The organism is Specibacter sp. BI4, assembly GCF_056680095.1.
Window position 1 is genome coordinate 1891690 of sequence record NZ_CM155265.1, and the last position, 14512, is coordinate 1906201.

A 14512-nucleotide genomic window follows, 5' to 3' on the forward strand; every position below is an offset into this window, starting at 1 on the left:
CATAGATGCGCAAGTTTAGTTGCGCAATATAAATTGCTCAACTAAATTTGCGTTTTGTACACTGGACGCATGGCAAAGAGTGCGCGGGACGCTGGTAGCAAGTCGGTGCAGGGCCGGACCATGACCTCGCCCATGCTCAAGGCCATGACGCACCCGCTCCGGCGGCGCATCATGTCCGTCCTGGCCGGGCAGGATTACGCCCGGGCCGCCGACCTGGCCGAGCAGCTGGGCGTGGCTGCCAACAAACTCAGCTACCACCTGCGTATTTTGGCTGATGCGGACATGATCCGTGAAGCGCCCCAATTTGCCCGCGACAAGCGGGACCGCGTCTGGCAGTCGGTTGATGGGTCGCTGCAGATTGGCTCGCCGGAAGAGCCATTGACGGACGACGACGAGTTGGCCTTGGGTGCCTATCTCTCGCAGATGGAACTTGAGCAGCACAATGCGCTGTCGCGGGTGCTGGCCTGGGCCCCGGACTACGCCACGGGCAGGGATGAGAATGCCAAGGCCGAGTTGGCGGTTGGCACCGTGCGGCTGACTCCGCCGGAGGCGCTGGAACTATTCAATGCTGTTGTGCGGCTGGTCAAGGACGCCGGGGAATTGCATCGCGATCCCGGAGACCACGACGTGCAGACGTGGGAGTACACGTTCATGGCACTGCGCGAGGACCTCTAAACTCCGTCGGGAGTAGAATTGTCGAGTCCTTTGTTCCCCTGGCAATGCTGTGACCTTGTGAAAGCGACAGATTGCGGGGTGTTGAGCATGTTGGGACGAATTGGCGACTAAAGGATTCTACTTGTCACACGACCTCACAGACATTGACTCACAGGCGCCCGAAACCGACAACATTTCGGCTGAGGGCTACCAAAAGACGCTGTCGCGACGGCACGTGACGATGATCGCCATGGGTGGGGCCATCGGCGTCGGACTTTTCATGGGGGCCGGCGGACGGCTTGCCAGCACCGGACCGGCACTCATTTTTTCCTACGTCCTGGCAGGCGTCATCGCCTACCTGCTGATGCGGGCCCTCGGTGAGCTCATCATGTACAGGCAAACGTCAGGGTCTTTCGTGTCGTACGCGGGCGAGCTCTTTGGCAAGCAGGGCGCCTACCTGTCCGGCTGGATGTACTTCATCAACTGGGCCATGACAGGCATTGCCGAGCTCATCGCCATCGGCCTGTACTTCCAATACTTCTTCCCCGGGGTGCCGGTGGAGATCAGCGCACTGTGTGCCCTGGCGCTGCTGGTGGCAGTGAATCTTCTCAGCGTCAAGGCATTTGGTGAATTCGAGTTTTGGGCGGCCTGCCTGAAGGTTGGCGCCATCGTGATTTTCCTGGTCGTTGGCACGGCCATGGTCGTCATGAACACCCAGGTGGGTGAATCGCACGCCACGGTCAACAATCTTTTCCACGCTGAGGGCGGCATGTTCCCCAAGGGCGGGCTGGTCATGATCCTGGCGCTGAACGCGGTGATCTTTGCCTACAACGCCATCGAACTGGTGGGCATCACGGCCGGTGAGATGAAGAATCCGGAACGGGAGGTGCCCAAGGCGATTCACGCCGTCGTGCTTCGCATTGTGGTGTTCTACGTGGGCTCGGTGACGCTGCTGGCCATGATCATGCCTTCGGACCAATACAAGTCGGGGGAGAGCCCGTTTGTGACGGTGTTTGCCACGATGGGCCTTGACTGGGTGGGTTCGGTGATGAACTTTGTGGTCATCACCGCGGCCCTGTCGTCCTGCAATTCGGGGCTGTACTCGATTGGCCGAATTTTCCGCACCATGGCCAACAACGGGCACGCACCGGCCTGGCTGACCCGGATGTCCTCGCGCCATGTGCCGTACGCGGCGATTCTGAGCATTGCCGGCGTATACGTTGTCGGCGTGCTGGCCAACATTTGGCTGGGCGGCTCGTACGCCTTCGACCTGGCCCTGAACACCGCCTCCATTGGCGTGATCTTCACCTGGGCGTCCATTTTTGCCTGCCAGATCATGCTCCGGCGCAAGAAGGGAAAGGTGTCCGGGCTGCCCATGCCCGGATCGCCGTGGACAAGCTGGATCGGCCTCGTTGCGCTCCTGGCGATCACGGTGCTCATCGGCTTTGACACCCTGACGAAGCCCGACGGCAGCCAGTACCTGCTGGGACTGTGGACCTTGTGTGCCGTCCCCGTGATCGCACTGGTGCTCTGGTTCGGGTGGCAGTTCGTGAAGAAGAACGAGCCGAAGAACGCACTGTTCAGCTGACGCATCCCTGAGCGGAAGCTGGGCGTTGCGGTAGCTTCCGGAGCTACGTGTCACCAATCCGGAATTCCTGTCGTCAGTCGACGGCCTGATTGTTGTTGGCAGCAAGACTCGAACCTGCCGGCTTGGGATTGTTTTTGCGTCCATTAATAGGGAAACGTCACCAATGCATCACCAGACAACGCGACGCGCAACACTTAGCGGCTTGCAATCATCGGCGCTTGTCGCAGGTGCTGGTTGGAGCCGACGCATTCGAGCATCTCTGCGCAAGCGTGGCCTCCGTCTTCTTGCCGGATTGGTGTTCCATGGTCCACGGCGGTGCGGACCGCCGCCATCCGCGGCCCACATCAGCATGTAGAGCATAATTTGTCCACTCATTCGAGGGTCGTGGCGGAACCCGATTCCTTCTCTGTCGCGAAGTGTGTGGCCACGGGAATCTTCCCGCGCAAGGCACCGCCACAGGCTGTGAAAATGACACCCACTGCAGCGCGAATACTCCCCTCTACACCGCCGATTGTGGCTGGAACGATAGCCAAGAGGGTAGAGTCGAACAGGTCGCGTGACGTCTCACGCAATCGAATCGAACAGATTCATTCGGCAAAGTCCCTCCCAATCCGGAGATGTAAACGCCGAACTCGAAGAATTTTCCCGTGGCAATCACCCGGTAGATTCGCATCGGCCCGTTGCCGCGTGCGCACATCACTGGGCGAACAGCGATCACCTAAGCGTCATCGTTGAGTCCGGTTTTAGCTTAAGAAGAAAGGCAGTTGTGACGGATTTCGTCTCCGAAAGACTCGGCCAGATCTTCTTTGCCGCGTGGCAGCATTTCAGCCTCGTCGTGCAGTGTCTCGTCCTTGCCACTTTGGTATCACTCGTGGTCGGCTCCTTGGTGTACCGAAGAAAGCCATTAGTATCAGCAGCCAACTCCGTCTCGGCCGTCGGACTGACCTTGCCGTCATTCGCGCTCATTGGCCTCCTCGTCGTGCCCTTCGGCTTCGGTGTCACCCAAGCCGTGATCGTTACGACCTTCTATGCGGCACTGCCGATCCTGCGCAACACCGTAGTCGGGCTTTCCGGCATTAAACCGACTGTCGTGGAATCAGCGCGCGGCATCGGCATGACCCGGCTGGGAACCCTGCTCCGGGTCGAGCTTCCACTGGCCTGGCCTGTCATTTTGGCTGGCGTCCGAGTCTCCGCACAGATGGTCATGGGTATCGCCGCAATCACCGCGTACGCACTCGGCCCTGGACTTGGTGGCTTCATCTTCTCCGGTCTGTCCCGGCTGGGCGGTGCGAATTCGTTCGAATCCGTCATGACCGGCGTCGTCGGCATTATTCTTCTCGCCCTCCTGCTCGATCTCCTCCTTGTAGGAGTCGGCCGGCTGACAATCCCTCGAGGTATCCGTGTCTGAAGCAACTAAAAATTCCCTAACACCCAACGCAAACGGCATCACCGGAGCGTCCATCCTTCTCGATCAGGTCACCAAGCGGTACCCGGGACAGAAAAAACCCGCCGTGGACGGCCTGACCTTGGAGATCCCCGCCGGCAAGATGGTGATGTTCGTCGGCCCGTCTGGCTGCGGCAAAACCACAACGCTAAAGATGATCAACAGGCTCATTGAGCCCACTGATGGCCGAATTGTCATCAATGGCGCGGACGTCACAAACATGAATGGCGATCGTCTCCGCCGCCAGATCGGCTACGTCATCCAGGCGGGCGGGCTCTTCCCGCACAAGACCGTCGCCGCGAACATCGGCATGGTGCCCAAAATGCTCGGCTGGGACGCCAAACGTATCGCCGCCCGTGTCGATGAGCTGCTGGAACTGGTCTCCCTCGACCCTGGCGTGTACCGCAATCGGTTCCCGAAGGAGCTCTCCGGCGGGCAACAGCAGCGCGTCGGAGTCGCCCGCGCCCTCGCCGCCGACCCGCCCGTTCTCCTCATGGACGAACCCTTCGGCGCCGTCGACCCGATCACCCGGCAACGTCTCCAGGATGAACTGCTCCACATTCAGGCCGAAGTGCAAAAGACCATTGTCTGCGTCACCCACGACTTCGACGAGGCCGTGAAACTCGGCGACTGGATCGCCATTTTCAATGAGGGTGCCCAACTCGTGCAGTACGACACCCCCGAACGGATTCTCGCGAACCCTGCCAACGAGTTCGTTGAGAACTTCATTGGCGCTGGCGCCGGTCTGAAACAGCTCACGCTGACCCGTGTCGGCGATGTTCCCCTCACCGCCGCCACCGTCGCGCACCCCGGCGACGACGCGGCAGCCGTTCTCGCCCGCATCACCGAAGCCGGCCATGGACATGCCGTCATCGTCGATGATCGCCAGCGTCCGATCCAGCGACTCTCCCGTCGACAGCTCGGACGCCTAACTTCGGTGACCGCGACGCCGGACCCGAAACTGCCGATTGTCAGCAGCAGGGCCACGCTCAACGATGCGCTCGATACGATGCTCGTCTCCAGCGCCGGTGCTGCGCTGGTCACGGGCAGGCGTGAGGTATTCGAGGGTGTCATCGATGTGAAGACCATCATGGAGGCCATCACAACGGCACACGAATCGGCAGCAGGCGAGTCGACCAACGCGCCCATCGGCATCAACACCAGCTCCATCGACATTCAAGCACCAGGCACCACAGCAGCCTCAGAGGCCGGCGATGAGGTGGCACCATGACGCCACCGGACCGCGAAACGCTGGGCGTCGACGCTCTAGACACAGAGGAGCTTGAAGCCGGGGGCATCGGTGATGTCGAGGGAAACATCGAAGCCTCTTCGGGATGGCGCTCGTGGCGTGCGCTCGTCATCCAACTTGTCGCGATCCTCGTTGTGCTGGCCGTTCTGGTCATCTGGCTCCAGCTGGCACCACTCTCAGAGGCCGAACTCACCACGCTCGCCCCTGCAGCGCTCTGGGGTTACACCCTCGAACACCTCCAACTGACCCTGCTCGCCGCGGTGGTCGTGCTCGCCATCGCCGTTCCGCTCGGCATCTTGCTGACCCGCCACCGATTTCGCTTTCTCAGCGGCCCGGTGCTCGCCCTCGCCAACATCGGCCAGGCCGCACCGTCCATTGGGCTGCTCGTACTCCTTGCGTTCTGGCTCGGTTTCGGTTTCTGGTCGGCCGTCATCGCACTCGTCCTCTACGGGGTCTTGCCAGTTCTGCGGAACACCATGGTCGGCTTGCAACACGTCGACCAGAGGCTGGTTGAGGCCGGCCGCGGAATGGGTATGACCGCTGCCGCCGTGCTTTTCAAGGTCGAACTGCCCATGGCCGTTCCGATCATGCTCGCCGGCATCCGAACCGCCCTCGTGCTTCTCGTTGGCACGGCAACTCTCGCCGCATTCGTGAACGGAGGCGGCCTCGGGATCCTCATCACGACGGGGGTCCAGCTGAACCTCACCACCGTTCTCGTTACCGGCTCGCTTCTCGTCGCACTGCTCGCACTCCTCATCGACTGGGCCGGCAGGGTCGTCGAGCACCTGTGCCGACCGAAAGGACTCTAGATGAGCGTCACCGCTCGCACGCCTGGATCACGATTTGCCCACATAACGGCCGCCCTCACCGCAGTTCTGGCTTCTGTCACCCTGCTTTCCGGCTGCGGGCTTGCCCCGGCCACCTCCTACATTCCGGCCGCTGGGCCGGGAACCATTGAAGTGATCCCTGGTTCCCAGGGCGCCGAGGTGACTGTCACCGGCCGCAATAATACTGAGGGGCTGATCCTCGGCAAGATGGCTGTACTGGCGGCCGATGCCGCTGGATTCAAGGTCAACGATCTCACCAACGTTCCTGGCAGTCAGCCCACCCGTTCGCTCATGCTCGCTGGTAAGGCCGACATCATCTGGGAATACACCGGAACGGCTTGGCTGAGCTTTATGGGCCACACCGAGGGGATCCCGGACCAAACTGCCCAATGGCAGGCGGTCCACGATGAAGATCTCACCAATGGACTGACCTGGGGAACCAAGGCACCGCTCAACAACACCTATGCGATTGCGGTCACTGACGAGACAGCGGCCGAGTTCGGGCTCAGCACCTTGTCGGACATTCAGAAGGTGCCTGTCGCTGACAGGACATTCTGTGTCGAACCCGAGTTCAATTCCCGCCCGGACGGCTTCGCGCCGATGCTGGCGCACTATGGCATCGGGAGAGGTACGGCCAATGGAGTTCCTGAAAAGAACATAGGTCTCTACGATGTCGGTGCCGTGTACAGCGCTACAGACTCCGGTGACTGCACCTTCGGTGAGGTTTTTGCCACCGACGGCAGGATTGACGCACTCGGTCTGACAGTGCTGGCCGATGACAAGCAGTTTTTCCCCGCGTACAACGTTGCCCCGGTATTCAATTCAGAGATGCTCGCGAAGTTCCCGGCGCTCGAGGGAATCTTCGAGCAGATTTCACCCCTGCTCACCGACGACGTCATGCGTGCCCTGAACTTGAAGGTCGACGTCGATGGCCGAGACCCAGCCGACGTCGCCTTTGAATGGATGGTTGAGAAGGGTTTCATCACCGCTGGGGCAGCCTTGTAGCTGGAAGCCAACGAGCAACAGGCCGTAATCCTGTCAACCGGACCGACATGAACCGCTCACCCGCAGGGGTTCATCCAGGACGACGGCGGGTGCCCTTGCCAGTGTTGTGGTGAGGGCGCCCGAGCTGCAAACCACCGTCCGAGACCCCTGTCGGGAGGGGCTCGCCGGGCGCCGGCACCACTGGCCACCACCACAGGCGAACTCTGCACGCAGTACACAGAGTCACCCTTTGCCTTGCTGGCGGGGGAAAGCATGGGCCTGGGCCATCCGACGTCGGGCATCACAAGCTGTTGCCATGTGCCCGGTATGGCGGTCCCGCACCGGCGCAAGCGCTACCAAAATTCCCCTGCCTGTAAATCCGTGTAAATCCACCGCCTCAGTATTCCCATATGCCCGCCCGCATAAAATGCCCGGCCTTATGCGGGACAGAAAATCAGGCTCCAGCCGAGCCCATTCCTCTGATTCCGGCAAGCGTTGGCTGGATGCTCGCAAATACCGGCCGATGCCAGGCAATTTCGTAATCAGGTTGAACAGGACGGCCTCAACGATGATGCGCATCGTAGGAGAACGAAACGAATGTGAGAATTCCGAGGATGCAGCTGAATGAAAACGCCGCCGCTCCTGCCCGCCGTCCCGCAGTTGCGGAGCCGGTGGGCAGGAGCGGCGGCGTTTTCACTGCCGTGCGTTGCTTGTCATTCCTTGCGTGTTGCACCCCGGCGCCGGATCATGACCGTCAGTACGATCGCGACCAGGATGACGCCGAGGATTGCCAGGATGGGTGTCGGATCCGCGGCGGCACCGGCGGGCGTGACGGCTGAAACGCCTTCGTACAGTTCCGAGGTTCCGTCGGCCACCTGGGTGTTGCCCGCTGCCAGTGATTTGGCTCCGTCTGCCATGAGGCTGGCCCCGTCGGCAAGTTCGGAGGATCCGGCGGCGAGCTTGGAGTTTCCGTCCGCCAGCGCCGAGTTGCCTGCGGCGAGTTTCTCGGCTCCTTCGGCCAGCGTCTTGCTGCCGGCCAACAAGCCTGATCCGGCGTTGTCCGGGGTTCCCGCCACACCCTCACTGAGCGCCTGCGTACCGACGGCGAGCTTCTGCGAACCTGTCTGCAGATTGTCAGCGGCATAAAGCAGGCCGGGCTTCTCGGGATTTCCGGGGGTTCCGTCCATGCCATAGACCAGCTGCTGGGTGCCGGCTGAGAGCTTTTGCGTGCCGGCGGACAATGTCGAACTTCCTGTGGCAAGCGCGGCAGTGCCGTCGATGAGCCCGGGCTTGTCCGGCGTGCCCGTCAGGCCCGCCGAGATTTGTCCGGTGCCGTCGGACAGCTTGCCCGTGCCGACTGACAGGGCGGTTGAACCGGCAGCCAGGGACTGCACAGCGTTGAGCAGTCCGGGCTGGGCGGGGTCGTCCGGCTTGCCATTGACGCCCACCATCAGTTGCTGGGTCCCTGCATGCAATGCCGTGGAGCCTTCCGCCAACTGCTGGCTTCCATTTGAAAGCTCCAGCGCGCCATCGGCGATCTGCTGGTTGCCGGCGACAAGTCCCGGCTGGGCTGGATCGTCGGCGACGCCGTTGAGCCCCGCTGACAGTTGTGCCGTGCCGCCGGCGAGCTGTTGGGCCCCCGTTGACATTTGCTGGGCGCCGGCGACAAGGCCGGGGCTGGCGGGATCCGTGCTGTTGATCTTTTGGTCCAGCACGCCAAAGCCGCCCTGAAGCTGTTGGGCTCCGGCGGCGAGGGCCGCACTGCCCTCGGCAGCCTGCTGGCCGCCCGCTTCCAGCTGCTTCAGTTGGTCCAGAATCAGTCCCAAAGGTATGACCGGCGTGGTCTCGGCGGTTTCACGCAGCTTTGTCAGTCCTTCCTGCAGTGCTGCGAGGCCCTCGGCGTCCACGCCGTCAGCGGAACCATGACCAGCCAACTGTGTAGCTCCAGCCGCCAGTTGGTTCGCGCCGTCGGCCAGATTTTCCGGTTCGGTGCCGCTGGCTGAGGCGGTGAGCGCTGCGGAGAGCTGCGCGGCCCCGGCTTCCAGGCCCTGTGCGCCGGTGCTCAACTGCTGGGCGCCGGCATCGACCTGCGCCGCACCGGTGCCGAGAGCCGCTGCGCCGGTTGCTGCGGTTGCGGCGCCGGTGCTCAGCTGTTGCGCACCGGTGTTGAGCTTGCCGGCGCCGGCTGACAGCTCGCCCGCACCCTTGTCCACGGCCCCGATGCCGGGGGCCAGCCGGGTTTTGACACCATCGGCCAGGGTGGCAGCCCCGGTCTCGAGTTCCTTGGAACCGGCGTACAGTTCCTGGGCGCCGGAGTTGGCCGCGAAGACACCCGGGGCGAGCTGATTCTTGACGCCGTCGGCAATCGTTGCCGCACCGGCGTGTAGTTCTGTTCCGCCGGCTGCCAGCTGATCGGCGCCGTCAGCCACCGAATAGACGCCGGGGGCAAGTTTGTTGTGGACGTCGGCGGCCGTTTTGGCTGCCCCGTCGGACAGTGCGAGGGCGCCGTCGTTGGCGCTCACGAGTCCGGGGGCCAGCTTGTCTCCGATTCCATCGCTGAGCGTCGTTGCTCCGCCGGAGAGTTTGGTGGCTCCTTCGCTGGCAGCCGTGGCGCCCTTTGCTGCGGTGGCTGCGCCCTTGGACAGCGCCGTTGCGCCCTCGTCGAGGTCAGTGGCTCCTTCGTGGAGTTTGTTGGCCCCGGCGGCTGTGAGCTTGGTGCCATCGTTGAGCTGTGAGGCGCCGGTGGCAATTTTGGTTGTGGTCAGGGCGAAGAACACGATTAGCCCCAGGACCAGCAGGCCAAGAATGGCGTGGGCAATGTAGTGGTTTCTGGCGGACCTGTGCAATGGCGGGCCTGTAGTGCTGCGGGGCATAAGCAGTTCCTCACTGAAGTTGGCAAGTGTGATGCAGCTAACAAGTTAAGCTACTGACGAGTAACTTACATGAGTGTGTGGGGCTTAAGTCAAGCGTTGTGCAATTGTGACCAAAAGTTGGACTGTGCACCCTTGCCATTTTGCGGCCATTGGCAGTCGCTGGATGCGTGATGATTTCCCGTGCCGGGAGGGCGAGCGTGGGCGCTTGCCCGCAGCCTTCACTGTTCCGTCCTGCCCATGAAAAGTCGCCGCCGTTCCCGCATTTTGCCGCAGTTATACCTGCGGCAAAATGCGGGAACGGCGGCGACTATGGTCAGGGTCAGTGGAGCCGGTCGGCGGCGACTATGGTCAGGGTCAGTGGAGCCGGTCGGCGGCCGTGAAGTGGCCGGGCCGCCGAAGCGGGTCAAGCCCTGCCGGTGTCAAGTAAATTCGACTTCTACCCGGCCAGGATGGCGTCGATTTGGCCCATTGCCTCGCGCATGCCTTCTTCCATGCCCATGGCCACCATCTTTGCCATCTGCTCCTCAGACTCAAACTTCGTTTCCACACTCATCCGGGTGCGGCCGCCGAGGTCCTCCAGTGTGACTGTCATCGTCGCGGCGCCAATGTCAGTCACGCGAGCCCCATTCTCATCGGCAAAACCGTCCTCCACTACCAAGCGGTTTGGGGCTGAGATGGCCGTAAACTCCCACCAGCCACGCCCCTTCGATCCGTCCGGTCCGGTCATGAAATAGCTGGCCTCGCCGCCGGGTTCAAAGTCGTACCGCTCAAAGGTGGCCGGCCAGGTGGGCGGACCCCACCAGCGTTCGAGCTGGCGCGGGTCCTCCCAAATCTGCCAGACACGGTCGACGGCGGCGTCGAACTCGGACACGATGGTGAGGCTGAGTGCCTCGGGGGCTTTGACGGAACTGGTAACGGTCATGATGGTTCCTTCTCGGGTTCTTCGGACAGGATGTCGGCGATCCGCACGGCACGCTGCCGCCAAATGGCCTCATATTCATCGAGCAGGCGGCGGGCCCTTCGCAGGCCTTCATGGTTTGCCCCCACCAGCTGCTCCCTTCCGCGCTTCTCCTTGGTGATCAGAGAGGCGCGTTCCAATACAGCCACATGTTTCTGGACTGCTGCGAAACTCATGGCGTAGTGGGCAGCGAGTGCCGACACCGAATATTGCGCCCCGGTGACCTTGCGGACAATGTCACGCCGCGTGGAATCGGAGAACGCCTGGAACAAGCGGTCAATGTCGGCTTCACTTACTTCATCTACAACCATTTGGTTGTAGATTACTCCCGTGTCGATGCTGCCGTCAATGGATCTGGGAGCACAATTTGCGGCAGTTTCCACACCGCCCCGTTGCGCGTGCAAAGGCAACCCGCAGTGCGCACAACGCCAGCCCGCAGCCACACCGCCAACCCGCAGCGCCGGCTGCCCCGACGCCAAGCTGCCGGAACTGTCAGGGGCAGCGAGAAAGAGGCACTAAAGCAGTGCGTCATCCAGCCTGCGTGCGCGGGCAGCAAAGGCGGCCACCTGCGGATCCGCGCCCACCAGCACCTCCAGGGCGGCGACTGCGTCCGTGTCCGCGGCGCCCATGTCGGACGCCAGCCACTGGGAGAGTGCCGCACTGGAGGAATCAGTGAGCAGCGCTGTCCGGACAGCGGCGTTGAGTTCTTCCCGCAACAGCCCAACGGCCTCCGCCGTCGAGCGGCTCAGCAGTGGGGCGCGGTAGCGGGCCAGCGCTTCGCCCGCATTTCCGGAGCGGAGCGCCGCGAGCACCTGGTTCGCGTCCACAACAGCCCGCACCGGGCCGGCCAGCTGGTACGGGTTGGAGGAAATGACAGGTCCCAGCACAGCCCGGAGCCGGTGCATTTCAATGCGCACGGTTGCTGCCGTCCCGGCCTCCCCATACAGCTCGTACGCGAGTTCGTCGGCACTGAAACCCTGCTGGCGGGAACACAGCAGCACCAGAATCTCCGCCCGCCGCAACGTTAGCGGCGCCCGCCGACCGTCCGAATGCACGACGGCCGGACGCTCGCCGAGCAGTTCAATCCCTGTGATTACTCCCGCAGCCCCATGTCCGACGCCGGACCCGTCACCCAGTGCGTCGTGCCCGCCCGACGGGGCCGCCATGCGCCCTGGGCCGGGTGCCGTGTTGCCCAGGATTTCCTCCGCGGCCCGGACCGCACACCGGACCATGCGCAGCGAGTCCGGCGTCAGGGTTTTCAGTGGTCCGGAAACGTCCAGGACGCCGAGGAGCTCACCGGTGCGGGGGTGCCGTATTGGGGCGGCTGTGCATGCCCAGTCGTGGTGTGTGCGCACCAGGTGCTCGGCGGAAAACAGCTGTCCGGCGGTGCCTGTGCGCAGAACCTCGCTGATGGCGTTGGTGCCGATGCCGGATTCGGACCAGTCGGCACCTTCGGTGAATTCCAGGGAGTCGGCCTGGGCCAGGGCGTTGCGGCCACCGACACGCCACAACACCTCACCGGCGGCGTCGGTGATGATCAGCAGCTGCCGCCCACTGTCTGAATCATCGCCCAGCAATTCGGCCAGCGCCGGGATTGCGGGGGACAGGGGGTGCTCCCGGCGCAGGGCGCGGGCCTCGGCCGGTTCGCGCACATGGTTGGGGCTGTGCTGGTCGGGACTGATGCCCAGGGCGAGGGAGCGGCGCCAGGATTCCTGGATTCCGGAGGAGATTTCGACCCTGTTCCCGCCGCCAATGACGTCCTCATGGGCGTGGCGGAGCATGCGCGCATATCGATCCGGGTCGCTGAAGCGAAGCTCTGCGGTGGCGCTCGTGCCACCGGTGCCGGAGAACACCTCGGACATGCATTACTCCCTTCAGGTGACCATGGCTGGTCATGAAAGCCACGTGCCGTGATTGCAACGCCGTGATTGCAACGCAGTGAATGCAACGCTGCGGCCGCAACGTTCTCGACGCGTGTAACGCCCGTGCAACCCCCAACGGGCTGTACTTGTGAGATCAATCACGTCAAACCAGCTTACGCTCTCCACCTTGGGGAGCGGAGCAGCGGACAAGGGAGTCGGCATGTCACCCACATCGAGCGGTACACCCAGCAGCATCGTCACATCCGGCGGTACAGCCACACCCAGCAGCATCGTCACGGAATGGCTCGAGGCGCTTGGTGCGGCCCTTGAATCCCGGGACGCAGCAGCGGCGACGGCGCTGTTCGCCGACGACTGCTATTGGCGCGATTTTGTCGCGTTCACCTGGAACCTGAAAACGTTTGAAGGCAAGGCGCAGATCGGGCAAATGCTCACCGACAGGCTGGACCATGTGGCCCCGACCGGATGGGCGCTCGCGGAGGACGCCACCGGCGATGACGCCAACACGGAGGCCTGGATCACCTTTGAAACGGGGGCTGCCAACGGCTACGGGCACCTGCGCCTGAAGGACGGCAAGTGCTGGACGCTGCTGACCACCATGCAGGAGCTGAAGGGATTTGAGGAAAAGAAGGGCCGCAACCGCGACAGGGGTGTGGACCATGAGATCACCCGCGGCCGCAAATCCTGGCTCGAACGCAAGGAGGAAGACGAGGCTCGGCTGGGCTACGACGAGCAGCCGAACACCCTGATCATCGGTGGCGGGCAGGGCGGGATCGGGCTGGCCGCACGCCTGCGCCGCCAGGGCGTCCCGACCATCGTGGTGGAAAAGAACGCCCGGGCCGGGGATTCCTGGCGCAAGCGCTACAAGTCCCTGCACCTGCACGACCCTGTCTGGTATGACCACCTGCCGTACCTGAAGTTCCCCGACGACTGGCCCGTGTTTGCCTCCAAGGACAAGGTTGGCGACTGGCTGGAGCACTACACGGCCATCATGGAGCTCAACTACTGGTCCAGCACGGAAGCCGTCAAGGCCGCCTATGACGAGGCTGCCGGCGAGTGGGTGGTGGAGGTGAAGCGCGACGGCGTGCCCGTCACCTTGCGCCCCAAGCAGCTCGTGTTTGCCCTCGGCGTGTCCGGCTACCCCAACGTCCCGCACTTCGACGGCGCGGAGACCTTCCTGGGGGAGCAGTACCACTCGTCCCAACACGCCGGCGGTGGCGACTGGACGGGCAAGAAGGCGGTTGTCATTGGTTCCAACAACTCCGCCCACGACATCTGCGCGGACCTGTGGGAGCACGGGGCAGAGGTCACCATGGTCCAGCGGTCCTCCACGCACATCTCCCGCAGCGAGTCGCTCATGGACCTGGGCCTGGGCGGGCTGTATTCGGAGGAGGCGCTGGCCAACGGTGTCACGACGGAAAAAGCCGATCTGCTCTTTGCTTCGCTGCCGTACCGCATCCTGCCGGATGCCCAGAAGCCCATCTACACGGAAATGGCGGAGCGGGACAGCAAGTTCTACAGCGACCTTGAGGCGGCAGGTTTTGACCTCGACTTTGGCGAGGACGGCTCCGGCCTGTTCGTGAAGTACCTGCGGCGCGGCTCCGGCTACTACATCGATGTGGGCGCCTCCCAACTGGTGATTGACGGGCGGGTCAAGCTCGCCACCGGCCAGGTGGAAAAGTTGACGGGCAACGCCGTGGTCATGAACGACGGCACCGAGCTGGAAGCGGACCTGATCGTCTACGCCACCGGCTACGGGTCAATGAACGGCTGGCTGTCGGACCTGGTCTCGCCGGAGGTGGCCGATGCTGTCGGCAAATGCTGGGGCTACGGCTCGGACACCAAGCGCGACCCCGGCCCCTGGGAGGGCGAGCTGCGCAACATGTGGAAGCCCACCAATGTCGACAACCTCTGGATCCACGGAGGCAACCTGCACCAGAGCCGGCACTACTCCAACTACCTGGCACTCCAGTTGAAGGCCCGGATGGAAGGACTGGACACGCCTGTCTACCAGCGGCAGGAGTCACACCACACCCACTGACCTCCCGCCCCGCA

11 protein-coding genes are annotated in these 14512 nt (G+C 63.1%); 7 read left to right on the plus strand and 4 right to left on the minus strand.

All coding sequences use genetic code 11. The features are described 5' to 3' along the window. The first annotated feature begins 69 nt into the window (after positions 1–69). The 6 genes from AC1L6K_RS08700 to AC1L6K_RS08725 all read left to right on the plus strand — a co-directional run bounded on the left by AC1L6K_RS08700 (position 70) and on the right by AC1L6K_RS08725 (position 6767). Positions 70–675, plus strand: coding sequence for a helix-turn-helix domain-containing protein (locus AC1L6K_RS08700; protein ID WP_480952302.1), 606 nt, complete (start codon positions 70–72; stop codon positions 673–675). Between the two features lie 121 nt (positions 676–796). Continuing rightward, on the plus strand, positions 797–2242 hold the full coding sequence (locus AC1L6K_RS08705; RefSeq protein WP_480952303.1) for an amino acid permease: 1446 nt from the start codon (positions 797–799) through the stop codon (positions 2240–2242). A gap of 766 nt (positions 2243–3008) precedes the next feature. After that, positions 3009–3650: an ABC transporter permease gene (locus AC1L6K_RS08710; RefSeq protein WP_480952304.1), complete on the plus strand. Its 642-nt coding sequence runs from the start codon at positions 3009–3011 to the stop codon at positions 3648–3650. Next, complete coding sequence (locus tag AC1L6K_RS08715) at positions 3643–4917, plus strand: ATP-binding cassette domain-containing protein (RefSeq protein WP_480952305.1); 1275 nt, start codon at positions 3643–3645, stop codon at positions 4915–4917. Before AC1L6K_RS08710 ends, AC1L6K_RS08715 begins: the two co-directional genes overlap by 8 nt. Next, on the plus strand, positions 4914–5744 hold the full coding sequence (locus AC1L6K_RS08720) for an ABC transporter permease (RefSeq protein ID WP_480952306.1): 831 nt from the start codon (positions 4914–4916) through the stop codon (positions 5742–5744). The genes AC1L6K_RS08715 and AC1L6K_RS08720 overlap by 4 nt, the downstream gene beginning before the upstream one ends. Next, on the plus strand, positions 5745–6767 hold the full coding sequence (locus tag AC1L6K_RS08725; RefSeq protein ID WP_480952307.1) for a glycine betaine ABC transporter substrate-binding protein: 1023 nt from the start codon (positions 5745–5747) through the stop codon (positions 6765–6767). 692 nt (positions 6768–7459) lie between these two features. On the opposite strand, the gene AC1L6K_RS08730 is transcribed toward AC1L6K_RS08725, so the two are convergent. The 4 genes from AC1L6K_RS08730 to AC1L6K_RS08745 form a co-directional block, all read right to left on the minus strand. After that, positions 7460–9619 (minus strand): hypothetical protein, encoded by a 2160-nt coding sequence (locus tag AC1L6K_RS08730; RefSeq protein ID WP_480952308.1) that lies wholly within the window; start codon positions 9617–9619, stop codon positions 7460–7462. Between the two features lie 436 nt (positions 9620–10055). Next, positions 10056–10541 carry an SRPBCC family protein gene (locus AC1L6K_RS08735; protein ID WP_480952309.1) on the minus strand — a complete coding sequence of 162 codons (486 nt, stop codon included), beginning with the start codon at positions 10539–10541 and terminating at the stop codon, positions 10056–10058. Further along, positions 10538–10888, minus strand: coding sequence for an ArsR/SmtB family transcription factor (locus tag AC1L6K_RS08740; RefSeq protein WP_480952310.1), 351 nt, complete (start codon positions 10886–10888; stop codon positions 10538–10540). Before AC1L6K_RS08740 ends, AC1L6K_RS08735 begins: the two co-directional genes overlap by 4 nt. 204 nt (positions 10889–11092) lie before the next feature. Further along, positions 11093–12439, minus strand: a complete 1347-nt coding sequence (locus tag AC1L6K_RS08745) for an AfsR/SARP family transcriptional regulator (RefSeq protein ID WP_480952311.1) — start codon at positions 12437–12439, stop codon at positions 11093–11095. Positions 12440–12659: 220 nt separating this feature from the next. On the opposite strand from AC1L6K_RS08745, the gene AC1L6K_RS08750 reads away from it, so the two are divergent. Next, positions 12660–14498, plus strand: coding sequence for a flavin-containing monooxygenase (locus AC1L6K_RS08750; RefSeq protein ID WP_480952312.1), 1839 nt, complete (start codon positions 12660–12662; stop codon positions 14496–14498). Positions 14499–14512 lie beyond the last annotated feature (14 nt).